Genomic DNA, 22,880 nt, shown 5'->3' on the forward strand with positions numbered 1-22,880 from the left:
CAGTCATTGTTATTGTATGGCGGTAAGGAAGAGGCGCCGCCCGGACGGACAGCGCCTTGAGGCATTACGAGAACATGTCAGGCTGTTCAGCCGCGATCTTGTCGTACAGGGCCTGGAAGTGCAGCCAGCCAATGAACGGACTACCCACGTTTTCACGGCTGTAGCGTGCCCGCTCTGGCGACACCAGCTTTGGCGTGATACCAGAAGCTTCGATCAGCAACTGCTGTTGGCAGCAGCGCTCCAGCGCGATGAACCAGAATGCCGCTTCGTCGATGCTGTGACGGCTAGCGGTCAGCAGGCCGTGGTTCTGGTGAATGGCGGCTCGCACGTCTTTGAAGTAGTCACAGACGGCATTGCCGGCCTTGGTCTCCACCGCGACAGCGCCGGCCTCGGCAGTGATGACAACGTGGTCCTCGAAGAACACTGCCGCGTCTTGAGTGATCGGCAGCAGCGGACGCCCAGTAGAGGCCCAGGCACCACCGTAGATGGTGTGAGCGTGACACATCGCGACGATATCCGGATGCGCTTCATGGACGGCAGCGTGCAACACGAAACCGGCACGGTTGATCGCATAGTCGCCCTGTACCACTTTGCCTTTGTGGTCGGCCAGGATCAGGTTGGAAATTTTGACCTGAGAAAAGTGGACGGCCATTGGGTTCGTCCAGTACAGCTCTGGGAACTCTGGATCGCGGACGGTCAGGTGACCGGCGAAGCCGTAATCGAGGCTGTGCTCGGCGAATGCGCGGCAGGCAGCTACCAGGTGCTTCTTGCGGTACTGGCGCTCTTCTTCGAAGTTCTTGAACTCAGGGATCTCAGGGAAGATGAGCCCTTCCTGTTCAGGCTGATAGATCGAAATACGTTTCTTACCGCCTGCGGTTGGGTCAAGTTTGAGTACCGATTCCACGATTACCACCTCTGGTTATTGTTTGGGGTGGCGTCATGGTCTCGATCCAGCGCAGCGGTGACAAACGATCCGTTTTCAGGCAAGGCTCAATAAAATTCAGCCTTGCCTCACTTACCTAATAGAGCCTATTGGACAGTGCTCTTTGCCAGATTGCATGTCGCACGAAGTGGCAATGCCTTTTCCGTTTTCAAATCGAAATTCGGTTTGTATGGATTGCGCGCCTTTCAATGGCAGGTTCCAATCAAGCAGCAGTCATTTCTCCAGTAATGGCGGGTAATCGGGAGGTATTTGAAGCACTCTCGGGGCCGGCGGTCAGTGGGAAGTATTGAAGCTACCGTTTCATGCGTCGCTCATAAGCAGCCAATACAATTCGCTCCGATTGCACCAGATACCCCTCCAGCATACGGGTGGCTTCATCTGCTCTCCCCTCTTCAACACAGCGCAAGATAGCCGCATTCATGTCTAGGTATGGCAGATGCAGAAACTCAGGGTCTTTCAGCACGCCGAAAGCCAAACGCAATTCGGCCGATATCTGTGCATAGAACACCACTAGCCGTGGGCTGTCCGCGAGCTCAACAATGGCCCTGTGAAAAAGCATGTTCGCGGTACCAACGCCTACCCAATCCTTCGCTTCTCGCGCCTGCATGCCCGCTTCGACGGCTTCACGCATTTTCAGTGTGCCTGGATGCAGGGGAAATCCCTGGGCGATGGCCTTGCATTCTATGAATCGACGCACTCGGTAGATGTCGATGATCGATGCCATATCTGGCTCGGCCACAGTGACACCCCGATTAGGTTCGTGCTTGAGCAGGCCCTCCCGGGTCAACACCCGAAAGGCCTCCCGGAGCGTGTTTCGAGAGATCTGAAGACTTTCAGCCAGGGCTGCTTCAGAAAGCCGCTGCCCAGGTGTCAGCTCGCCTTCAACCAGCATTTTGCGCAGCTCCTGGGTGATGGACTCGCTCAGTGTACGAGGATGGGCGGCGGTAGCGTCGTTCATTGGCAATCCAAAATGAGGTTGGCGGATGAATGTTCTCCGAGTGCAGTGTGCGTGGCAAGAAGCAATACGCAATGTGCTTCATCAGGTAGCACGCCTGAGTGAAAGGGTAACAATCTGGTGCATTTGAATCACTCAGACGAAATAGATTGTTGAACAATCCGTGCCTTGCTGCCACTCACTTCCAGGCGAATCGTTGATTTTTGGCATATCTATTGCTCAACCTGATCACCACTACTCATTGTAGGAATGATGCCGTGACACAGACCGCTTGTGAGTTCAGCAGAGCCCGACGTTCATCTTTGATCGCCGCGATTTTCATGATGGCAACCTCGGCCATCGGCCCGGGTTTCCTTACCCAGACCGCCACCTTCACCGCGACGCTGGGTGCTGCGTTTGCCTTTGGCATCTTGGCTTCCATCCTCATCGACTTCGTCGTACAGCTAAATGTTTGGCGAATCGTTACGTTAACCCGGATGCGCGCGTCGGACCTGGCGAACACGGCCATTCCAGGCAGTGGTTATGTATTGGCTGTATTGGTGATTTCAGGCGGTCTGGTGTTCAGCCTGGGTAACATTGCGGGGGCAGGCCTGGGCTTGAATGCCCTGATTGGCCTCGACCCTAAATGGGGCGGAGCTCTGAGTGCGTTGGTGGCCATCGGCATTTTCTCGTCGCACCGTGCCGGTGTTGCCATGGACCGCATCATGATCGTTCTGGGCGTGTTCAAGATTGCGCTGATCCTGTTTGCCGCATTTGCCTCTCATCCACCGGTCGGTGAGGCCCTGCGCCAAGCGGTATGGCCTGACTTCATCGACTTTGCCTCAATCACAACGATCGTTGGCGGTACCGTAGGGGGTTACATCACGTACGCGGGTGCACACCGACTGCTCGATCGCGGCACAGTGGGGATTGAGAACATCGAGGTGGTTTCCAAGGCTGCTCTGACTGGCATCTTGGTGACTGGCATTGCTCGCTATGTCTTGTTCTTGGCGATTCTTGGGGTTGTGGCGAGCGGCGTCGTTATCGACGTTTCTGGCCAGGCGGCTAACCCAGCGGCCCAGGCGTTTGGTGCAGCGGCTGGCGAGACTGGTCTGATGGTGTTCGGACTTGTGCTTTGGGCGGCGGGTATCAGCAGTGTCATCGGTGCGTCTTATACCTCGATGTCCTTCATCACTGTGTTCTCTAAACGAATTACCGAGCGTGCACGCCACTTGGCCACGGTCGGCTTCATTCTGGTCGCTCTGACCATCTACCTCTTGGCCGGTAAGCCTCCAGCAGCACTGCTTGTATTTGCCGGTGGATTCAACGGCCTGATCCTACCGCTGGGGCTGAGCATCTTTATGTACGTTGGCTGGCGTCGTTCTGACCTGATGGATGGCTATCACTATCCACGCTGGTTGCTGGTACTTGGCGTTCTGACTTGTGCACTGTCCTGGTACATGGCGTACCGGTCGGCCGGCGCCATCTTCGCCTTCATCAACGCAGCCTGATTGCAACGGAGACCAATTGAATGCGTGCCATTGACCTAAACAGTGACTTGGGCGAAAGCTTCGGCGCCTGGAGCATGGGGGATGATGCGGCGATGCTGGAAATTGTCACCAGCGCCAATGTTGCCTGTGGCTTTCACGGCGGTGATCCTCTTGGCATCTTGCGCACTCTGGAGGCTGCAAGTCATCGCGGCGTAGCGATTGGTGCACACGTTTCCTATCCCGACCTGGTTGGCTTTGGACGACGGAACATGGCCGTTGCTCCTGAGCAACTGACTGCCGACGTTATCTACCAGATTGGGGCACTACAAGCGTTGGCCGGCACCGTCGGGGCCCGAGTGACCTACGTCAAACCGCATGGTGCGCTGTATAACACCATCGCTGGTGATCAAGCCCAGGCGAGCGCGGTGATTGATGCCTTGCTGCGAGTCGATCCCGAGCTGAAGTTGGTGTGCCTGGCAAACTCGCCTCTGATCGGTTGGGCTCGTGAAGCAGGATTGAATTGTGTGGCCGAAGCGTTCGCAGATCGTGCCTACACCGCACAAGGAACATTGGTGTCGCGTAACCGTCCTGGTGCGGTCCTGCACGATGTAGAACTGATTGCACAGCGCATGGTGCGATTGGCCCGAGAGGGTGTGATCGAGACAGAAGATGGTCAACTGATCAATCTGCAGGCTGACTCCATCTGTGTGCACGGCGACAGCCCTGACGCCGTAGGCATTGCTCGTGCTGTCAAAACACGACTGCTCGATGCCGGCGCTCAGCTGCGCGCTTTCACTTGAGGTTGAACATGGACGCATTCCAAAAAGCCCGAGAAGCTGCAGCAACCGCACGTGCCCGTTATCGCAACGGATTGATTTCACCAACTGCAGGTCATGCACCTGGGCTGACTCAGTGCAACATGATCTGTCTGCCACGTGAGTGGGCATATGACTTTCTGCTCTTTGCTCAGCGGAATCCGCAATCCTGCCCGGTGCTCGACGTAACAGAACCTGGAGAGTACTCCACCTACCTCGCCAAAGACGCTGATCTGCGTACCGATTTGCCCCTGTATCGGGTTTGGCGCGATGGGCAGTTGGCTGAAGAAGTCAGCGATGTAAGAGCGCTGTGGGCTCAACACACTGACTTGGTCAGCTTCCTGATCGGTTGCAGTTTCACCTTCGAAACCGACTTGCTAAACGCTGGCATCGATGTGCGTCACATCAGTGAAGGCTGCAATGTGCCGATGTATCGCACCAATCGTGCTTGCCGGCCTGCGGGTCGTTTGCAGGGCAACATGGTGGTATCAATGCGTCCTATCCCCGCCGACCGGGTGGCAGATGCTGCAAAGATCACTGCACGTTACCCCGGTGTCCATGGTGCGCCGGTGCATGTCGGAGAGCCCAGCCTCCTTGGTATTGAGGACGTTGGCCGTCCAGATTTTGGTGACGCTGTCACGATTAAGTCGGGTGAAATCCCCGTGTTTTGGGCTTGTGGTGTAACGCCACAATCGGTGGTCATGGCCTCACGTGTGCCTTTTGCGATATCCCATGCACCAGGCCATATGTTCATCACTGACGTACCCGACAGCTACTACCACGTATAGGAGTGGATCATGCGTTTCTTTCCGGTCAGCCTGGATGCTCTGCTGGTTGAGCTAGCGAATCTGGACGAGACCCTCGCCCTGTTCGATGCCCTGCAGCAGTCTCCCATTGCTGGCGTGCAGGAGATCGTACCTGCAGCGCGTACGCTGCTTGTTCACTTTCGACCCAGCACCGTCAGCCGTGAGGCCTTGGCCGCGCAGATTGCCACCTGCAACGTCAGCGGTAAAAAGCGTGAGGCGGGCAAGCTTGTCGAAATTCCTGTGCATTACAACGGTGAAGACCTGGCCGCAGTGGCACAGGAACTCGGCATCAGTACTGACGAAGTGATCCGCCGCCACACGGGGGCAGACTACAACGTTGCATTCTGTGGCTTTGCTCCTGGGTTTGCTTATCTCAGCGGAGGCGCCGAGTTTGTTGTGCCGCGGCGCAGCACTCCACGCACGCGTATCCCGGCGGGGGCAGTCGCCCTGGCCGGTGGATTTAGCGGTGTTTACCCACAGGCGAGTCCTGGCGGTTGGCAAATCATCGGTGTAACTGACACCAAAATGTGGGATCTGACGCGCGAAGAGCCAGCGCTGCTCCAGCCGGGGTACCGAGTGCGCTTTGTCGATGCGGGGCCTGCCTCTGCTGATCGAGTCGTGATCGCCGCCCCCGTTTGCCCGGCAGTTGAGCCACTCACCACAAACTGCTTGGAGATCGATTCGACCGGCCTGCAGACGTTGTTGCAGGACCTTGGCCGTCCGGGGCGTGCAGGACAAGGGGTGTCTGCATCAGGTGCCATGGACCGCGGTGCTTTGCGTGCTGCCAACCGGGCCGTGGGCAATGCCCCGGCCACTGCCTGTCTTGAAGTGCTTATGGGTGGTTTGAGCTTTACCTGCCGAGGCCAGACGGTGGCGGCAGTTACGGGAGCTGAGGCGGTGGTCGAGGTGCGTACGCCCTCGGGCCAGGTGCTTCACCCTGCGAGTTACACACCTTTCCATCTGCAGGACGGGGATCGAGTAAGCATCGCTCCGCCTTCTGCGGGACTGCGGAACTACGTAGCTATCCGCGGCGGTTTCACCAAAGAATTTGTACTCGGCAGCTTGTCCACGGACACACTGGCACAGGTCGGTCCCGAACCGCTGTGCGCAGGCCAGCGCCTCGGTTTCCATGCACGGATTGGCGGTGCGGCGGTGTCGGTCAACGAGCAGCCGGCGTTCACCATGCCGCGTGCTGACCAGGTCATCACGCTCGATGTGGTGATGGGGCCGCGTTCAGATTGGTTCACGCCCGAAGCCCAGGCCCTGCTTGCAGAGCAAACCTGGCAGGTGACGCCTCAGTCCAATCGCATCGGTATTCGCCTATTGGGCGAACAGACCCTAAAACGCGCCATTGAAGGGGAGCTACCCAGTGAGGGCACCACCGTAGGCGCAATTCAGGTGCCTCCGAGTGGTCAGCCAGTGCTGTTCCTCGCCGATCACCCACTGACTGGCGGCTACCCGGTGATTGGGGTGGTAGCCCCTCACCATCTGGACTTGGCCGGTCAGATCCCGGTCAACGCACGCGTTCGATTCAATCCGCTGGGTGCTTTCGAGCCCGTGCATCCAGCCCCTGCTGACGAGATTCAAAACTAATGAAAAAGGTTCTGATCGCTAATCGTGGTGAAATCGCCGTGCGCATCGTGCGGGCTTGTCGTGATTATGGTGTCGCTTCAGTGGCTGTTTACGCTGATACCGACATCGACGCTCTGCACGTGCACCAGGCCGATGAGGCTTACGCACTCAGCGGCCAGCGTCCCACTGACACCTACCTGAACATCGAAAAGCTGCTCGAAGTTGCCGCCAAGTCGGGCGCGGATGCCGTGCATCCAGGTTATGGCTTTTTGTCCGAGCGTGCCGATTTCGCTCGTGCGGTGATCGATGCAGGCCTGACCTGGATCGGCCCTGACCCTGAGACTATCGATGCCTTGGGAGACAAGGTTCAGGCTCGCCGGATTGCGTTGAAGGTAGGCGCTCCACTGGTAGCTGGCACTGAGGACCCGGTGAAGGACGCGAGCGAGGTGCTGGCATTCGCCGAGCAACACGGCCTTCCGATCGCCATCAAAGCGGCCTTCGGTGGTGGAGGTCGCGGCTTGAAGGTTGCTTGGCAACTAGATGAAGTCAGTGACTTGTATGAGTCCGCCGTACGCGAGGCAATCACGGCATTCGGCCGCGGTGAATGCTTTGTTGAACGCTTCTTGGATCGCCCTCGCCACATCGAGGCGCAGATCATTGCTGACCGCCATGGTCGAGTGGTGGTGGTCGGGACTCGTGATTGCTCACTGCAGCGCCGTAACCAGAAACTCATTGAAGAAGCCCCAGCGCCATATCTCAATGACGCACTGCGCCAACGTATCCACGATTCGGCTCGAGACATCTGCGCCGAGGCAGGTTACGTCGGTGCAGGTACTGTGGAGTTCCTGCTTAGCGCAGACGGCACCTTGTCGTTCTTGGAGGTGAACACCCGTCTGCAAGTGGAGCACCCAGTCACAGAGGAAACCAGTGGTATCGACCTGGTGATTGAGCAGCTCCGAGTTGCTCAAGGGCTGCCGTTGTCGTTTGAAGGTACCCCGGTTCCACGAGGGCACAGCTTCGAGTTTCGGATCAACGCCGAAGATGCGGGTAATGGCTTCCTGCCCACACCGGGCGTGATTGAGCGTTTTCAACCGCCAAGTGGCCCAGGGGTAAGACTGGACACAGGTGTCGTCGAGGGCTCGCGCGTATCGCCCAACTTCGACTCGATGATTGCCAAACTGATTGTCACCGGTAGCACCCGCGAGCAGGCCATCCGTCGTGCTCGTCGCGCTTTGGCCGAGTTTCGTGTGGATGGTGTGGCGACAGTATTGCCGTTCCATCGTGCAGTGATGGCCCATGAGGATTTCACAGGCGACGACATCTTCGCAGTACATACACGTTGGATTGAGACCGACTTCGCCGAGCAGATCACCATTGCCCCGCGTAACGCCGCATCGGCTGATCCAGGTGTTTTGCGTACGTTTGTCGAGATCGACGGCAAGCGGCATGAGCTTGGGCTGCCTGCGGCTCTGTTATCGGGCTTGAGCCTGAGCGCTACAGCAACGGAGACTGCCAGCGGTGCATCTGCGCAAGTAGCTGACCCGCAAGCAGTCACGACACCAATCGCCGGCAACCTGCACACCTGGCTGGTTGAAGATGGGGCCAATGTAGAAGCAGGTCAGGTGATTGCTGTAATGGAGGCGATGAAGATGGAGACGTCTCTGACAGCTCCGTACTCCGGCATGTTGGAAATTCTGGAGACGCCCGGCAGCTACTACGAAGCCGGCTCCAAGATCGGGCGAATCAACTCCCCCGACTGATTCTCTTTAGCTCGTTTTGAAGTTTCACGCGCACTCGGGTCTTTGACCCGAGGGGCTGCGTGTTGCCGGAACAAAGGTGTCCGGCCCTGTTGCACGTAAAACAAGAAAGTTAATCGACACCCTCTGCCAGTCAACGGAGCACCCTAGGCATGTCGTCAAAAACCACTATTGCAACCTTCAGCACGTGCGCTTTGTTCTTCCCAATGTTTGCTTGTGCAGATTTCGTCGGGGACAGCACAGCCAATATTGAACTGCGGAACTTCTACTTCAATCGGGACTTCCGCAATGGACCTCCCACCACCCAGCGAGACTCTGCCGCTGAGTGGGCCCAGGGGGCAATGTTCCGTTTCGCCTCCGGCTACACAACCGGTACTGTGGGGTTGGGTGTCGACGCATTGGGGATGCTCGGCTTCAAACTCGATGGTGGTGACGGAACTGGCGGGACCGGCCTGCTACCGGCTGATCGCAGCTCAAAGAACGGTCGAGGGTCACAGGACGAATATTCCAAACTGGAACTCACCGCCAAGGCAAAAGTTTCTGAGACTGTTCTCAAGGTCGGCTCGCTCGCCTTTCGTAACCCTGTAGTCCAGAGCAACGACACGCGCCTGCTGCCGTCGACCTTTCAGGGGGGCATGGCCACCTCCAGCGACATCGAAGGCCTCTCACTGCAAGCGGGAAAGCTCCGACAAATCAAGATCAACAGCTCCTCTGACTATCAGGATTTCACTGGTAACCGCATTGGTGGGGTGAGCGACGATTTTCGGTTTGCGGGGGGTACGTATGCTGTCACCAAAGGTCTCAGCACCAGCTTGTTCTACGGAAACCTGGAGAACATATATCGGCAGGTGTTTGGCGGGGTAATCTACGAGCTTCCGTTGGGCGAAAAACAGTCACTGAAATTCGATCTCCGCTATTCAAAAAGCAATGAGGATGGCAATTTCCGAAACCTGGACAACCGGGCGGCGAATGGCCAGGTGTCGTACAGTCTGGGTGGCAACATGTTCACTGTCGCCTATCAGCGCATGAGTGGTGACGATCCTTTCCCGTACATTGCCAACAGCGATCCGTACCTGGTGAACTTCGTGCAGATCGGTGACTTTGCCAACGTCGATGAGCGTTCATGGCAGGCCCGTTATGACTACAACTTTGCCGCCATGGGCGTGCCTGGGCTGACGTTCATGACACGGTACGTGAGCGGGGACAACGTCCAGGTTGGTGGTTCCCATTCTGGAAAGGAGTGGGAGCGCAACACAGATATCGGCTACGTGGTGCAGACCGGACCGCTCAAAAATCTTGGCATGAAGGTAAGGAATGCCACTGTCCGCTCTAACTTCGGCAATGACTTAGATGAGACCCGGCTGATCGTTAGCTACACCTGGTCGCTGTGGTGATGGCTCGACGACCTGTTTGGCCTGAGAGGGCAATTAGGGGGGGCGGTAGCGCTCGGCGGTGTTCACGAAATGAAAACGATTGCAGCGCCCCTGACTGATTGAGGGGTGCGGCAAACTCATCGCCTTTTCCTTGCTGCTAAGGCGTAGGCCTCATCTCAACCTGTTAAAAAGTCATGAGGCCTGTGCCCGGCGGGACTCTGTTATTCAGTCGAGCTCGGCTTCAGCGCATGAAGCATTTGCTCCCTCATCCAGCGATGGCTCGCCTGCCCTGCATGCCGTGCATGGAAGTAGACCTTGAGCACGTAGTGCGGGATGGGGAATGGTGGCGGAAAGATCGATAACGGCACGGCCTTGGTGAAATGTTGAGCCGTTTTCCGTGGCAGTGTCATCAGGTAGTCAGTGCCAGCCACGATGAAGGGTGCTGTCATGATGCTGGGCAGTTGGACCGCCACATCCCGAGTCAGGTTCTGCTGTGCTAAAGCATGGTCTATCACGCTGCCAACATCACTCCACGGGGTGGCTGCCACATGCCTCTCAGACAGGTACTGCTCGAGAGTCAGGCTGTCTGAAATGCGTGGGTGCCCATGGCGAGCGGCAACCACGTAGTCGTCTTTGAGGCAGTCCATGGTCTCAATACCCTCTCCGCCACCACCTAGCTTGTCTCCAAACCCCAGCACGAATTGCACTCGCCCAGCGGTCAAATCTTCAAACGAGTCGAATTTGGTCTCGTAAAGCATTTTCACGTGAATGTGCGGCGCCCGTTTTTCCAGTCTTGCGATGAGAGGGGGAAGAAGCGCGAAGGCGGTGAAGTCAATCGCAGCCAAGGTGAAGGTTTGGGTGCTTTCGGCAGGTACGAATGGACCGGAGCAGGCCAGTCGTTCAGACAGAAGGCCCAGGGCTTGGGAGATGCCCCCTGCAAGCTGCTCGGCATGCGCTGTGGGCTGCATTGCATTGTCGTAGCGTACGAACAACTCGTCGCCGAGGGCTGTTCTCAGGCGTGACAAAGCATGACTGCAGGCTGAAGAGCTCATGGCTAGCTCGTCAGCTGCCGCCGCCACGCTGCGGTTCCGAAACAAAGCGTCGAAAACCAGCAGCAGATTGAGGTCGAGACGTCGTAGGGTAGGATGCATAACATGCATTATGGGCTGAAAAAAATGCAGCGCCTACACCTTTTCTTTCTTTTAGTATCGATTTGCAGCACTCACAGGCCAACGTAGCCAGGAACAGTGAAAGTCGTGTGCCGCAAAGTGCAAGCCAAATACCTCGTAAAAACAATGAACGGCGAACCCGTCTTCAGTTAAAAATCGTCGGCTGTCTCAGCTCGGTCGGCCAGTTATTGCGTCTGCTGCCTAATAATAAATTCAACAGGGTGACATTATGGCAATTAACCAAGCAAGCTTGGGGCTTTACAGCATCCCCAAAAAGAAAATCCCATTCACTGGATACGATGTGGGTTGGGTTTTTCTATGCATCGGCATGGCCATTGGTTCAGGCATCATATTTATGCCGATACAGATTGGCCTGAAGGGGTTATGGGTGTTCATTTCTGCTGTCGCGTTGTCTTACCCGGCAGTCTACTTCCTTCAAAACCTTTTCCTCCGAACACTGATTCAGTCTGAGGAGTGCGAAAACTACGTCAGTACCATTTCGCACTACCTGGGAAAGAACTGGGGCGTGTTTTTGGGCGTGCTCTACCTGATCATGTTGATGGCGGCGATTGTTACCTACGCCACCTCCATCACCTACGACAGTGCTTCCTACCTGCAAAGCTTCGGTGTAACTGATGGCTTGTTGTCCGAACACATGTGGTATGGCCTGGCTTTGATTACGGCCCTTGTCGTGATTTCCTCTCAAGGTGAGAGGGTGCTGTTCAAGGTCGCAGGCCCAATGGTAGCGATTAAGTTTGGCGTTGTCGTTGCGCTAGGCGTGGTAATGATCCCTTACTGGGATTTGGGTAACTTACATGCCGTGGGAGAGATTGGTAGCTTCCTGGTAGATGTCCTCGTTACCTTGCCCTTTGCCCTGTTCTCTATCCTGTATGTGCAAATTCTCAATCCGATGAACATTGCCTACAGAAAACTGGAGTCCGATCCAGCTGTGGCCGCGTACAGAAGTGTTCGCGCCAATCGAGTCGCCTTCATCATTCTCGCGATTTCTATACTGTTCTTTGCTGTTTCGTTCTCCTTCTCTATTACAAAGTCACAAGCAGAAGAGGCTGTCCTGCAAAATGTGTCTGCGTTGGCGATTGTGGCAAAGGTCATGCCCGGCGAGTGGGTCAAAGTCATGTCTCTTCTGCTCAATGTTTTCGCCATCATGAGCGCCTTCTTTGGAGTCTACCTCGGCTTCCATGAAGCGGTTAGGGGCTTGCTGGTTAACCTTCTGAGTCGGGTGCTCAACGAGGACACCATCCGCGGGAAGGCATTGGACTACTTCGCAGCCGCAGGCATCGTTGCATTTCTTGTATGGTGGGTAGCGGCTAACTTCTCATCAATGCTGATGCTGCAGTTGATGGTGCCCATCTTCGGCATTACTGCATGCCTTGTACCATGCTACCTGGTCTTCAAGGTGAAAAGTCTTGAAAACTTGAAAAGCCCATCCAACTACTATGTAGCCTTCTATGGTGTGCTTCTTCTGGCTTCGCCAATGCTGAAGATACTTGAGTGAAGTGACGTTTGCCTCGACTGTTCGTGTTGAGCTTCTTTTTCTGGGGTTCTTATGAGTAATGGAATAAACGAAGGCTTGGGGGTTGCTACTAAGCTGACGCGCCTCGGGCGAGATGTCGATACGCAGTATGGCTTTGTAAATGCACCGGTCTATCGTGGCTCAACCGTTGTTTTCAAGACGATGGATGACATTGAGAATTTACGGGCCAGGTATATATATGGCACTTACGGCAGTCCAACCATTGAGCATCTCGAGAATGCATGGAGCGAATTAACGGGTGCTGCAGGCACCGTTATCTCCCCGTCGGGCCTCGGCGCGATCGCATTGGCGCTGATGACAACCCTGAAGGCTGGTGATCATTTGCTGATGCCCGACAGCGTGTACAGGCCGACGCGAGCGTTCTGCGAGAACTTCTTAGGTAAATTTGGCGTCAAGGTCACCTATTACGACCCTCTTATTGGTCGAGGCATTCTGGATTGGATAGAGCCGAATACGACAACCATATTCTTGGAGTCGCCCGGCTCGCAAACCTTCGAGGTGCAGGATGTTCCAGCCATTACCGCTGTGGCTAAAGAGTTGGGTATCAAGACCATCATCGATAACACATGGGCAACCCCCATTTTCTTCCAGGCACATGCGCATGGATGCGATCTCTCTGTCGAGGCTGGCACAAAGTACCTGGGGGGGCATTCGGACCTGCTGATGGGGTTGGTGAGCGCAAACGCGGAAACATGGCCTGCGCTGCGCATGACCTATGACAGCATGCACATGCTGCCTGGTGCTGAGGATTGCTTCCTTGCGCTGCGGGGCCTGCGCACCATGCATCTGCGTGTAATGGAGGCCGAACGTCGGGGCCTGGAGATGGCGCAATGGATGTTGTTGCAACCAGAGGTTGCAGCTGTCCTGCACCCTGCAATGGAGTCTTGCCCAGGACATGAATTCTGGAAGCGAGACTTTGGTGGCTCCACTGGACTGTTTTCGGTGGTTTTAAAGCCGGAGTACTCAAAACCTGCACTGGCAGCGATGCTGGACAATATGTCTATTTTTGGCATGGGGTTTTCGTGGGGCGGTTTCGAAAGTTTGATGATTCCTTTTGACTGCTCTGACTACAGAACCGTCACGCCCTGGCGTCCGAAGGGCCTATGTCTGAGATTGCAAATAGGCCTTGAGGATTTCAACGATCTAAAAAACGACATCAGGAAGGGTCTGGACAGGCTCTCATCGTTCATGCATTTACACGAATACGAAAGCTGAAAGGCACTGCATTCATTTTTACTAACTGCAGCACTGAAGGAGGTTGCTCATGCCACTCGTAACAATTAAAGGTATTGAAGGCGTTTTCTCGTCTGAGCAGAAGGCGAAAATCATCGAGGCGATTACCGACACCATGGTTTCCGTTGAGGGTGAAAAAATGCGACCCGTGACCTGGGTTCTCTTCGAAGAAGTCAAAAGCGGTGATTGGGGGATCGGCGGAAACGCTATTACCGCCGATCAAGTGAAGAAGATTCAGTCTGGTGAGGCCGACAGCCTTTAAATCAATAAGCGCTGCCGTCGACCACGCATTATGCAGCTGTGAGTGTGCTGAAATGGACGGCACAACAAACTTTGCTATCAGCAAAGCTTAGTTGCGGTGGCATCGATCTGTCCCGCTAACGTTTATTCCAAAGCGTTTGTAGGTCTGGGGATTAACGTACAGATGGATTCGATGTCCACCGTTCTGCAATTTATCTCCAGACCAGCCTTGATGAGGTGGACCGATTGTACGGCAGCGTTGATTCTTATCTTAAGGACGGCCTTGGGCTTGGTCACGAAGCCATGTCTAGCACTTGTCGACTAGGATATGGCAATGGAGATGCGCTAGGGTACCTCACGCAACGCGAACTCAATCCCCGCTTCAACATGAATCGTGGTTGAGTCAAAACCTGGAAGTGGGAGTCCATCGGTCTCCAATATCAAACAAATCTCAGTACATCCGAAGATGACGGAGTCGGCACCTTCGGCCTTCGCCTGTTCGATCAGAGCAACAAGTACGGCTCGAGATTCCTCCCGCACAATACCCAAGCTGAGCTCGTTGAAAATGATTTCGTGAATCAGGCCTCGCGCTTCGGCATCGGGAACGAGGACATCAATGCCATGTTTCGCCATGCGGGCGGGATAGAAGCCATTCTCCATGGTGTAGCGTGTCGCTATCAGCAATGGCTTGCAATGGCCCGTTGCCTTGAGGCGTTCAGCCACAACGTCGACAATGTGGATGAAGGGCAATGGGGTTGCTGCGATCACTGCGTCGGCGACTAAGTGCATGGTCACAGCGCAAATCATCAGGCAGTCAGCGCCTGCCTTTTCTAGGCTGCGGGCAACATCGGCCAGCTGATGTCCGGCTTCGACCCACTGGCCAGCCTTCTGCTTATCGACAATGGTCTGGAAGTCCACCGAGTGCAGCAGTATCTGTGCTGAGTGCAGGCCACCAAGCCGCTTGTTGATGCCTTGGTTCAGCGCTCGATAGTAAACAGCTGACCCTTCATAGCTCATGCCCCCTATCAGACCAATCTTACGCATACGACTCTCTCCAGCTACTAGCAGGTTTGCCGACGTGTGGGCCGCGTTGATTGCAGCCTCCCATTTCGTGAGAGTGTATGCTGCTGAGGCATTCTCTAATAATGATTTATCGGTATATCGGATTCTCCAAATGAGAAACTTAGACCTAGATTCTCTGCAGATTTTCAAAGCAGTGGTCGACTACGGTGGTATCACAAACGCTGCGGCCCAACTCAATCGTGTGCAATCCAACATCACTACCCGCGTGAAGAACCTGGAAGAGCGCTTAGGTGTAGCGCTCTTCCATCGCAATGGGGGGCGGCTCATTCCCTCCGCTGAGGGTAGGCTGCTGTATCAATATGCCGAGAAGCTGCTGCGCCTCTCCACTGAGGCAGAGACCTCGCTTAAACGTGGCGTCCTTCAGGGCACCCTGCGCATCGGTACACTGGAAAGCACCGCTGCGGCAAGGCTTCCGCCGCTGCTTTCGAGCTACCATGGGCGCTTTCCCGACGTTCAAATCGAACTGGTGTCTGGCTCATCTGATTCACTGATTGCCAAGGTACACCGTGGCGATATTGAGGCTGCATTCGTATCGGACCCCTTCACTGCGACAGGCCTGGATAGCCAAGAGGCTTTCGTCGAGGAGCTTGCGCTGATCGTCGCTAAGAACAGCACAGTGTCGAGTGCGCGGGATCTTCAGGGTTCGACCATTATCGCGTTCGCCAGTGGCTGCTCGTACCGACGGATACTCGAAAGCTGGTTACATCAGTGCGAGGTTGTCCCGACCCGGATTTTGGAACTAGCTTCCTACCATGCAATTTCTGCTTGTGTAGCCGCGGGAACGGGTGTGGCGATCATGCCGCAGTCGGTACTCAAGGCTGTTCAGGTCGAGAGCCTGGTCCGGTCATTGCCGTTACCACCCAAAGTGGCTCGCGTACAGACGCACCTCGTCTGGCGCTCGGGTCATGACTCGAGCGTTTTGAAGTCCTTAAAGGATGAGACCGCCAGGCATCGGGGACAGTAGTGAAATGGTTGGGTCTGAGGAAAAGCCGCTTTTAGGTGGGCGGCTATTGACCTTGAGAAGTCAGGAGAGTCCTATAGTGAGCTAGAACGCCTTGCGACAGGTTTTCTCAAAGACTCATGGAAATTTGAAACTGATTTAGGAACGAGGGAGCTAGGGTACAAATCGACACTCCACACACCCTTTCCAACCTCAGCGATTCCCATGTTCTTGAAGAAAGTCCTGTAGTGATCGATTTTTTCACTATGGTTCTCATGGAACTCCACTCGGATCGCATTCTGTAGTTTTAGGAAATACAGGATGGACTCTAGAAAGGGACGCCCCAACCCCCGCTGTGTCAATTTTGTATTGAGAGCGAAATGCTTTACCCGAGCAATGCCGCCCCCGTACATGGTGACCCCTTCAACCCATCCGATTTCGATGGAATACCCTCTCGCGCCACATCGGCATACCATGTCGGGCATGGTGCTGTACCCATGAGTATCAGGCAGATGATTGAATGGGGCCAGCCCATATACAGTAGTCCAATCTAGCTCCCTGCCGTTCTGACCGAAAAAATACTGTTGATGGTGAGAAGACCATTTATCAATGAGATTGGCTGGGCTAGGGATTAGGGCCTGAAATGGGGTTTTCAGAAACTCAAGGATTTTCATTTTCTATTAGCGCACCTATCTGTCGTGCTTCTGATTCTGTCTGAGTGGGAGCGTTCGACTGATTCTGAACGAGGTTGAAACAAACTCAACTAAAATGAGTTTACATTTGACCGATCTCTTTGGGGAAGCCATTTTTGCCTATCACTCTCGCCAGTTGACGTAGGCTGTGCCTTCACCGTCTATGGCTGCAGCAGGCTGAGATCGGGGCGTTGCTGGGTAGGATGCATAGTCTTCATCATTGGCTGAAAAAAATGCAGCACCTACGTCTTTGCATTCTTTTAGTATCGATTCGGGCATTAATAATTCAGCATTCAAAGTGTCGATCCCACGTACGATCGCCTCCCAAGGCCTTGATCATGGCTTTGTGATAAACGTTGGGGCAGTCGTGCGGAATGCTGAGGAGCATAGTCCGTTTTTCAATGTGCCAGACACTCGAAAGAGTAGGTGTTCGCCAAGGCTTTGCCAAATTAGCCAATAACACCTCTGCTGATTTAGCGTGCTTTATAGTCGGAGCACTTGGCCTGCGCGGGCAAGGCTTAAGTGTTTGAGTCAAAATACGGGCGGTCAGCGTCGTATCCCTGAGGGGAGTTGCTGCATACAACGTGGAGTTAGTCTTGAATAATAATGCTATAAAACAACGCTGGGCTCGCGCAATTGGTCTGACTGCACTTGCAGCGTTAGTCGTTGGGTGTGGCACTGAAGCACCACCGCAGCACAAGCACGCAGAGTTGCCACCAGCGCCGGAGATATCCTCTGGGTATCGCTCGGGAATGGTGCCTGTCCACGCTCAACGTCACATGGCTGCAGCTGCCAACCCCCTCGCGACCCAAGCGGGTCAGGCGATGCTGCGAAGAGGTGGCTCGGCGATTGACGCTGCGATTGCGATGCAAGCTGTTTTGACACTGGTTGAGCCCCAGGCCACTGGTATCGGTGGCGGCGCTTTCATCATGTATTGGGACGGAAAGCGGGTTCAGGCCTTTGACGGACGTGAGACAGCACCGAGTGGTGCGCACAATCGTACGTTCTTGAAACCAGATGGCACTCCAATGGCATTCACGGATGCACAGATCGGGGGGCGTTCTGTAGGTGTGCCTGGCGTATTGCGTGCCATGGAGATGGCTCATCAGCAGCATGGCAAACTTCCGTGGCGTGATCTCTTCCAGCCGGCTATATCGCTGGCCCGGGAAGGCTTCCCCGTTTCAAAACGGCTCCACGCGCAGATTGCCGCGGATAAGTTCATCGCCCAATCACCCAACATGGCCAAGTATTTCCTGACTGCAACAGGTCAACCTGTGCCCGTGGGCTTCTCTCTTAAAAATCCAGAACTCGCAGAGACATTGACGGCAATCGCTACACAAGGAGCGGATGCGTTTTACCACGGTGCTAACGCGCGAGCGATGATTGAGAAAGTCAATGCTCACGCCAACCCAGGAACATTGTCGCTGAGTGATATCAGTGGGTATCAGGCTAAAGAGCGAGAGCCTGTCTGCGGCACGTATAAACAATGGAATGTGTGTGGGATGCCGCCACCTTCATCGGGTGGTGTTGCAGTCTTGCAGACATTAAGCATTCTCGAAGCTTTGCAACGCAAATCGCCGGCACACAATCTGAGTAAGATGCTGCCTAAAACCACCCATGACGGGGTAGGCATCGAGCCGAATGCGCAGGCCGTGCATTTGGTCGCTGAGGCCGAGCGACTGGCCTATGCAGACCGTGCACTTTACTTGGCCGATCCTGATTATGTCCCAGTCAACATCTGGGGGCTCACGAATAAAACTTATCTTGCCGAACGGTCATCATTGATAAGTGACAAAAGCATTGGGATTGCTGCCGCCGGCGCACCGCCAGGGATGAATACCGTCTTGGCCCCTGACCGCTCACCGCTACGGATCTCTACCTCGCAGATTGCTGCTGTGGACGATCACGGTGGTGCGATTTCCATGACGACGTCGGTGGAGGCTGCGTTTGGCTCTCACATTATGGTGAACGGCTTCGTTCTGAATAACCAGTTGACCGACTTCTCCTTTATCCCGAGCGAGAACGGTAAGCCGGTAGCAAATCGAATTGAACCCGGCAAAAGACCTCGCTCCTCGATGGCACCAACTTTGGTATTTGATCAAGACAGCGGCAAGCTGATTGCCACTGTCGGTTCGCCAGGTGGTTCCCAGATTATCGAGTATGTGAATAAGGCATTGGTGGGGATGCTGGATTGGAAGTTGAATCCACAAGATGCGATCAACCTGCCTAACTTCGGAAGCCGAAATGTCGGAACAGAAGTAGAGGTTGGCCTGGTGAGTGACACCCTGATTCAGCAGTTGAAGGATAAGGGGCACAATGTCACTCCCATTGAGATGACGAGTGGTACCCAAATAATTGTCAGGGACGGGGACGGATGGACAGCCGGCGCTGATCCCCGTCGTGAGGGGACTGCATTGGGCGACTGAGTCAGTAGACTCAGCGCCTCGGCATTTCGAGAGAAGAGGTTCGGTAGATCCCGACCGGGTCCTCTTCGCCGACTCCATGGCTGGGTGTAATCAATTCAAATCACTGCCCACTTGTCCTATTGGGAAGCGAGAGAAAATACCAGCTAGCGCAATCAGTGTTGGAGCTGATGTTTTAAAACTCAGACGCGTTGCACTTCGAATGTGAAGTGAAAGCAGCAAGCGCCCTTGTGCTCCTGGCTGGGGAAGACTTGCGGAAACTAAGGGTATTAAATTTTTACCTTTTCGACTGACTGATGCCTAGGTGTCTGAGTATGCGCTTGGGCTTTAAGCGATTTTCAGTGTTAAAACAAAAATAAGGAATGTCTTGCATGCAATGTTATATAGCGGGCGCTACCGTATTTGTGGCTCTCTGCTCGGTGGCTAATGCCAATGATGCTACGCAGGGAGGATTTATCCAGGGAGGTAAGGCTAGTCTTGGACTAAGGACATTTGGTTTTCTGAACGACAATAGAGACGGAGCGGCCGAACCATCGAAAACTGAGGAGTGGGCTCAAGGATTTCTGCTGAAATATGAGTCGGGCTTTACACAGGGTACGCTTGGCATTGGCATAGACGCCCTGTTGCTCACTGGAGTTACGCTAGATAGTGGGCAAGGGCGGCATCAGAAATCTACGATGATTCCCAGTGATGGTGATCATGCCGCTGATACCTGGACTCGGTTCGCCCCCACCGCCAAGGCACGTATTGGTAAAACTGAGATTCGCTACGGCACTCTGATCCCAAAGTTACCGATTCTCGTAGCCAATGATGGGCGTGTTCTCCCCCAGACCTTTGTGGGAACGCAAATCACCTCGACCGCCTTCAAGAGTCTTACGTTGACTGGTGGTGTACTTGAGCACGTTGTCGGTCGCGGATCAACGGACAGCACCGGCTTTTCAATCCCTGGAAGCAACCGCGAATCAAACAAATTTTACTTCGCCGGTGGCGATTGGGCGGTAACCGGTGATCTCAAGGCGCAGTATTACTTTGCCAAGCTGGACGAGTTTTACACCCAGCATTTCGCTGGGATGGTCCATCGGTTAGCGCTCGATGAGTCTAAATCGTTCACGACGGATCTCCGTTATTTCAAAACCGACGCGACGGGCGCGAACAGTTCCGCCGATGGGCGTGCTGCAGGATACCGCGTCAACGGATACACCCAAGGTGGGACAGGTGCGATTGACAATGATACGTGGTCTCTGAGCGGAACCTACGCTGATGGCGGTCACGCTTTGATGTTGGGCTATCAACGCGTTTCGACAGGCAGCGACTTCGTTCAGCCCAGCCAGAGCGGTTTGGAAGGTAAAGGAGCAGGAGGTGCCAGTACCTACCTGGCCACTGACAGAATCATTCATTCGTTCAACCGCGCCGGCGAGCAGACGGTTTTTGCCCAATACGCCTACGACTTTGTCGCCATGGGCATACCGGGCTTGAAAGCCTCAGTCGCGTATGTGACGGGGGATCAGATACGGACCAGCGACTCTAGTAATGCGTCCGAGTGGGAGCGTGACTTCACGTTGGACTATGCCATCCAGAGTGGGGTGCTGAAAGGTGTGGGTCTTGGCTGGCGAAATGCGAAATATCACAGCGAGGTTTCGCGCAACCAGGACCAGAATCGAGTGTTTATCACGTACACGATTCCCCTACTCTAGGTATCCCTTTAAGCCGGGCTAGCTCAAATCGAGATCAGGCCGTGTGCCAAGGCATATTTTACGAGCGCTGCAGGCGTAACCGGTATCTGTACCTGTAGTTCGGTACGGCCGAAAGAGGATGTGATGTTAACGCTACCCATGTGCTGAGCCACGGCCTTGAAGTGCACAGCGCGACCACATCCCCAAGGCATCCGATGCTCCCTTCACTTAGCCTTGTCGATCAGCGGTAGCTTGACACCCGTCGGCTCGAGGCATAGTCTACCTACTAGTAGATAGACAAACGAACAGAGGACATCATCATGCAGTTCAAAGGTCGCAAGCTTTTGGTAGTAGGTGGCACGAGCGGTATCGGTCTGGAAACCGCGCAGATGGTCGCCGAGCAAGGTGGTTCGGTGGTGATCGTCGGCAACCGCCCCGAGAAAGCCGAAGCAGCACGCCAACAACTGGTTGCCGTTGCCGGCGAAGACAAGGTTGCAGCCTACGCGGTTGACCTGACTGATTTTGTCAGTGTCCAGGCACTGATCGAGAAATTGGCCACAAGCCACAAGGACATTGATCTGATGGTCAATTCCGCGGGTATCTACTACCCGAAAGCATTCATCGAGCACTCGCTTGAGGATTACGACAACTTCCTCAACCTGAACCGTGCTGTCTTCTTCCTGACCCGTCAGGTAGCAGCAGAGCTGGTAGCTCAGGGCAAACCTGGCTCGATCGTGAACGTCACTGCTGTGGCTGCGCGCCAAGCTGTCGAAGGTGTTCCAGCCTCGGCGTACTCCATGGCCAAGATGGGTCTCGATGCCCTGACCACGCACGCTGCAGGCGAGTTGGCGCAACATGGTATTCGCGTGAACTCGGTCAGCCCGGGCATTGTGGAAACCAAGATCTTCGAGCGTTTCATCCCTGGTGAACAATTGGAAGGTGCGCTGAAGGACTTCAACAACTTCCACCCGCTGGGTCGCAACGGCACCCCACGTGATGTGGCTGAGTCCATTGTGTTCTTGCTTTCTGACAAAGCGTCCTGGGTGACCGGCGCAGTGTGGGACGTAGACGGTGGGGTCATGGCCGCTCGTAAGCAAGGGAAGTAAACTGGCCGCGTAGTGGCCGGAATCGCTCTTTTCTGGTCGGGCGATGAAGGCAGGAGAATGTATGACACTGGCAACACGGGACGCGTTAATTCAAGCCGCTGAAGAACTGATGCGGACCAAAGGCTATGCAGCGTTCAGCTATGCGGATCTTGCTGATGTAGTCGGTATTCGCAAGGCAAGCATCCACTATCACTTCCCAACCAAGGAAGATCTAGGGATTGCGATCGTCGAAGAGTACGTTTCGCGAGTGCAAGCTGAGTTCGAGCGCATCGAGATCAACCAGAAAGGTGCAGTTGAAAGGCTCAAGGCGTTCTATGTGCTTTTCTATTCCAGCACTGAAGGTGGTCTTTTGCCTTTGTGTGGTGCGCTGGCGGCTGAAATGGCAGCCCTGCCCGATGGGCTCCAGCGTCTAACCCGAAGGTTTTTCGACGTGCAGTTGTCCTGGTTGACCAGAGTGATGGACGAAGGCATTGCCGCTGGTGAGTTAGCCCAGGGGCGAGGGTCCAGAGAGAAGTCCTATTTGTTGCTCAGCATCCTCGAAGGGTCGAGCTTCATTAACTGGGCTACCAAGGATGGTGAGACGGTAAATATGGCAGTTCTTCGGATGATCGCAGAGTACTGATCTCTGTGCACAAGGGGGCCGATACGCGACCCGTTTCGGCCCATTTTTTGGCAAGTCTTACCTATCAACTAGTAGGGTGGTAATCATGTCTAGCATGCCTAACTGGCAACAAACCGTCACCGACGTAAGCGCCCGCCTGAAAGAGTTCGGCGCACATTCGCCTGACACCCTGCGGGGAGTGGCAATGCTCGGTAATGCCGGAAACAAAACCAATCACCTCGATGCCAAGACCCGTGAGCTCATCTCGCTGGCTGTCGCTGTCACCACGCGCTGCGATGGTTGCATTGCTTTCCACGCTGCGGAAGCCAAGAAGCTCGGCATCACCACCGAGGAAGTTGCCGAGGCACTTGGTGTGGCCGTGAACATGAACGCCGGTGCAGCGGTGGTTTACAGCACGCATGTCCTGGACGCTATGGACAGCAAACCTCAGAGCTGAGTGGCTTTCGCAGCTTAT

19 protein-coding genes are annotated in these 22,880 nt (G+C 54.9%); 15 read left to right on the forward strand and 4 right to left on the reverse strand.

Annotated features, from left to right (window positions below; genetic code table 11):
* Positions 1-64: 64 nt before the first annotated feature.
* Both ABIB24_RS16640 and ABIB24_RS16645 read right to left on the reverse strand, forming a co-directional pair.
* Positions 65-904 (reverse strand): class II aldolase/adducin family protein, encoded by an 840-nt coding sequence (locus ABIB24_RS16640; protein ID WP_286101291.1) that lies wholly within the window; start codon positions 902-904, stop codon positions 65-67.
* A 331-nt stretch (positions 905-1,235) separates the two neighbouring features.
* Positions 1,236-1,901, reverse strand: coding sequence for a GntR family transcriptional regulator (locus ABIB24_RS16645; RefSeq protein ID WP_286101290.1), 666 nt, complete (start codon positions 1,899-1,901; stop codon positions 1,236-1,238).
* 254 nt (positions 1,902-2,155) lie between these two features.
* Here ABIB24_RS16645 and ABIB24_RS16650 point away from each other — a divergent pair, with 254 nt between their 5' ends.
* The 6 genes from ABIB24_RS16650 (at position 2,156) to ABIB24_RS16675 (ending at position 9,711) form a co-directional block, all read left to right on the forward strand.
* A complete protein-coding gene (locus ABIB24_RS16650; RefSeq protein ID WP_047595873.1) occupies positions 2,156-3,388 on the forward strand; it encodes an NRAMP family divalent metal transporter in 1,233 nt (410 codons plus the stop codon).
* 20 nt (positions 3,389-3,408) lie between these two features.
* Complete coding sequence (locus tag ABIB24_RS16655; protein WP_354316905.1) at positions 3,409-4,167, forward strand: LamB/YcsF family protein; 759 nt, start codon at positions 3,409-3,411, stop codon at positions 4,165-4,167.
* 8 nt (positions 4,168-4,175) lie between these two features.
* A complete protein-coding gene (locus tag ABIB24_RS16660) occupies positions 4,176-4,970 on the forward strand; it encodes a putative hydro-lyase (RefSeq protein ID WP_354316906.1) in 795 nt (264 codons plus the stop codon).
* A gap of 9 nt (positions 4,971-4,979) precedes the next feature.
* Positions 4,980-6,581: a 5-oxoprolinase subunit B/C family protein gene (locus ABIB24_RS16665; RefSeq protein WP_354316907.1), complete on the forward strand. Its 1,602-nt coding sequence runs from the start codon at positions 4,980-4,982 to the stop codon at positions 6,579-6,581.
* A complete protein-coding gene (locus tag ABIB24_RS16670) occupies positions 6,581-8,320 on the forward strand; it encodes an acetyl/propionyl/methylcrotonyl-CoA carboxylase subunit alpha (RefSeq protein WP_354316908.1) in 1,740 nt (579 codons plus the stop codon). The genes ABIB24_RS16665 and ABIB24_RS16670 overlap by 1 nt, the downstream gene beginning before the upstream one ends.
* 149 nt (positions 8,321-8,469) lie before the next feature.
* On the forward strand, positions 8,470-9,711 hold the full coding sequence (locus ABIB24_RS16675) for an OprD family porin (protein WP_286101286.1): 1,242 nt from the start codon (positions 8,470-8,472) through the stop codon (positions 9,709-9,711).
* 200 nt (positions 9,712-9,911) lie between these two features.
* Here the strand turns inward: ABIB24_RS16675 and ABIB24_RS16680 are convergent, their stop codons facing one another.
* Complete coding sequence (locus ABIB24_RS16680; RefSeq protein WP_354316909.1) at positions 9,912-10,850, reverse strand: LysR family transcriptional regulator; 939 nt, start codon at positions 10,848-10,850, stop codon at positions 9,912-9,914.
* 238 nt (positions 10,851-11,088) lie between these two features.
* Here ABIB24_RS16680 and ABIB24_RS16685 point away from each other — a divergent pair, with 238 nt between their 5' ends.
* The 3 genes from ABIB24_RS16685 to ABIB24_RS16695 are packed head-to-tail and all read left to right on the forward strand — an operon-like array spanning position 11,089 to position 13,909.
* Positions 11,089-12,375, forward strand: coding sequence for an amino acid permease (locus ABIB24_RS16685; RefSeq protein ID WP_354316910.1), 1,287 nt, complete (start codon positions 11,089-11,091; stop codon positions 12,373-12,375).
* Between the two features lie 51 nt (positions 12,376-12,426).
* Positions 12,427-13,629, forward strand: a complete 1,203-nt coding sequence (metC, locus tag ABIB24_RS16690; RefSeq protein WP_354316911.1) for a cystathionine beta-lyase — start codon at positions 12,427-12,429, stop codon at positions 13,627-13,629.
* Between the two features lie 49 nt (positions 13,630-13,678).
* Entirely contained in the window at positions 13,679-13,909 is a 231-nt protein-coding gene (locus ABIB24_RS16695) for a tautomerase family protein (protein WP_047595881.1), read from the forward strand.
* Between the two features lie 323 nt (positions 13,910-14,232).
* On the opposite strand, the gene ABIB24_RS16700 is transcribed toward ABIB24_RS16695, so the two are convergent.
* Entirely contained in the window at positions 14,233-14,931 is a 699-nt protein-coding gene (locus tag ABIB24_RS16700; RefSeq protein ID WP_354316912.1) for an aspartate/glutamate racemase family protein, read from the reverse strand.
* A gap of 130 nt (positions 14,932-15,061) precedes the next feature.
* On the opposite strand from ABIB24_RS16700, the gene ABIB24_RS16705 reads away from it, so the two are divergent.
* The 6 genes from ABIB24_RS16705 (at position 15,062) to ABIB24_RS16730 (ending at position 22,862) form a co-directional block, all read left to right on the forward strand.
* The gene (locus ABIB24_RS16705; RefSeq protein ID WP_354316913.1) at positions 15,062-15,934 is read left to right on the forward strand and encodes a LysR family transcriptional regulator; all 873 of its coding nucleotides are present in this window, start codon (positions 15,062-15,064) and stop codon (positions 15,932-15,934) included.
* A gap of 1,279 nt (positions 15,935-17,213) precedes the next feature.
* The gene (ggt, locus tag ABIB24_RS16710) at positions 17,214-19,028 is read left to right on the forward strand and encodes a gamma-glutamyltransferase (protein ID WP_502945830.1); all 1,815 of its coding nucleotides are present in this window, start codon (positions 17,214-17,216) and stop codon (positions 19,026-19,028) included.
* A 368-nt stretch (positions 19,029-19,396) separates the two neighbouring features.
* Positions 19,397-20,719, forward strand: a complete 1,323-nt coding sequence (locus tag ABIB24_RS16715; RefSeq protein WP_502945829.1) for an OprD family outer membrane porin — start codon at positions 19,397-19,399, stop codon at positions 20,717-20,719.
* A gap of 299 nt (positions 20,720-21,018) precedes the next feature.
* Positions 21,019-21,804: an SDR family NAD(P)-dependent oxidoreductase gene (locus ABIB24_RS16720; RefSeq protein ID WP_354316915.1), complete on the forward strand. Its 786-nt coding sequence runs from the start codon at positions 21,019-21,021 to the stop codon at positions 21,802-21,804.
* Positions 21,805-21,865: 61 nt separating this feature from the next.
* Positions 21,866-22,426 (forward strand): TetR/AcrR family transcriptional regulator, encoded by a 561-nt coding sequence (locus tag ABIB24_RS16725; RefSeq protein WP_354316916.1) that lies wholly within the window; start codon positions 21,866-21,868, stop codon positions 22,424-22,426.
* Positions 22,427-22,520: 94 nt separating this feature from the next.
* Positions 22,521-22,862 (forward strand): carboxymuconolactone decarboxylase family protein, encoded by a 342-nt coding sequence (locus tag ABIB24_RS16730; RefSeq protein ID WP_047595886.1) that lies wholly within the window; start codon positions 22,521-22,523, stop codon positions 22,860-22,862.
* Positions 22,863-22,880 lie beyond the last annotated feature (18 nt).

Origin of the sequence: Pseudomonas sp. UYEF17 (assembly GCF_040546125.1) — a bacterium.
GTDB lineage: Bacteria > Pseudomonadota > Gammaproteobacteria > Pseudomonadales > Pseudomonadaceae > Aquipseudomonas > Aquipseudomonas putida_Z.

Bases quoted from the DNA above. Each gene is read 5' to 3' on its own strand.
- ABIB24_RS16645 (WP_286101290.1), bottom strand. From the start codon at position 1,901: ATGAACGACGCTACCGCCGCCCATCCTCGTACACTGAGCGAGTCCATC.
- ABIB24_RS16655 (WP_354316905.1), top strand. From the start codon at position 3,409: ATGCGTGCCATTGACCTAAACAGTGACTTGGGCGAAAGCTTCGGCGCC.
- ABIB24_RS16660 (WP_354316906.1), top strand. From the start codon at position 4,176: ATGGACGCATTCCAAAAAGCCCGAGAAGCTGCAGCAACCGCACGTGCC.
- ABIB24_RS16665 (WP_354316907.1), top strand. From the start codon at position 4,980: ATGCGTTTCTTTCCGGTCAGCCTGGATGCTCTGCTGGTTGAGCTAGCG.
- ABIB24_RS16670 (WP_354316908.1), top strand. From the start codon at position 6,581: ATGAAAAAGGTTCTGATCGCTAATCGTGGTGAAATCGCCGTGCGCATC.
- ABIB24_RS16675 (WP_286101286.1), top strand. From the start codon at position 8,470: ATGTCGTCAAAAACCACTATTGCAACCTTCAGCACGTGCGCTTTGTTC.
- ABIB24_RS16680 (WP_354316909.1), bottom strand. From the start codon at position 10,850: ATGCATGTTATGCATCCTACCCTACGACGTCTCGACCTCAATCTGCTG.
- ABIB24_RS16685 (WP_354316910.1), top strand. From the start codon at position 11,089: ATGGCAATTAACCAAGCAAGCTTGGGGCTTTACAGCATCCCCAAAAAG.
- metC (WP_354316911.1), top strand. From the start codon at position 12,427: ATGAGTAATGGAATAAACGAAGGCTTGGGGGTTGCTACTAAGCTGACG.
- ABIB24_RS16695 (WP_047595881.1), top strand. From the start codon at position 13,679: ATGCCACTCGTAACAATTAAAGGTATTGAAGGCGTTTTCTCGTCTGAG.
- ABIB24_RS16700 (WP_354316912.1), bottom strand. From the start codon at position 14,931: ATGCGTAAGATTGGTCTGATAGGGGGCATGAGCTATGAAGGGTCAGCT.
- ABIB24_RS16705 (WP_354316913.1), top strand. From the start codon at position 15,062: ATGAGAAACTTAGACCTAGATTCTCTGCAGATTTTCAAAGCAGTGGTC.
- ABIB24_RS16715 (WP_502945829.1), top strand. From the start codon at position 19,397: ATGCAATGTTATATAGCGGGCGCTACCGTATTTGTGGCTCTCTGCTCG.
- ABIB24_RS16720 (WP_354316915.1), top strand. From the start codon at position 21,019: ATGCAGTTCAAAGGTCGCAAGCTTTTGGTAGTAGGTGGCACGAGCGGT.
- ABIB24_RS16725 (WP_354316916.1), top strand. From the start codon at position 21,866: ATGACACTGGCAACACGGGACGCGTTAATTCAAGCCGCTGAAGAACTG.
- ABIB24_RS16730 (WP_047595886.1), top strand. From the start codon at position 22,521: ATGCCTAACTGGCAACAAACCGTCACCGACGTAAGCGCCCGCCTGAAA.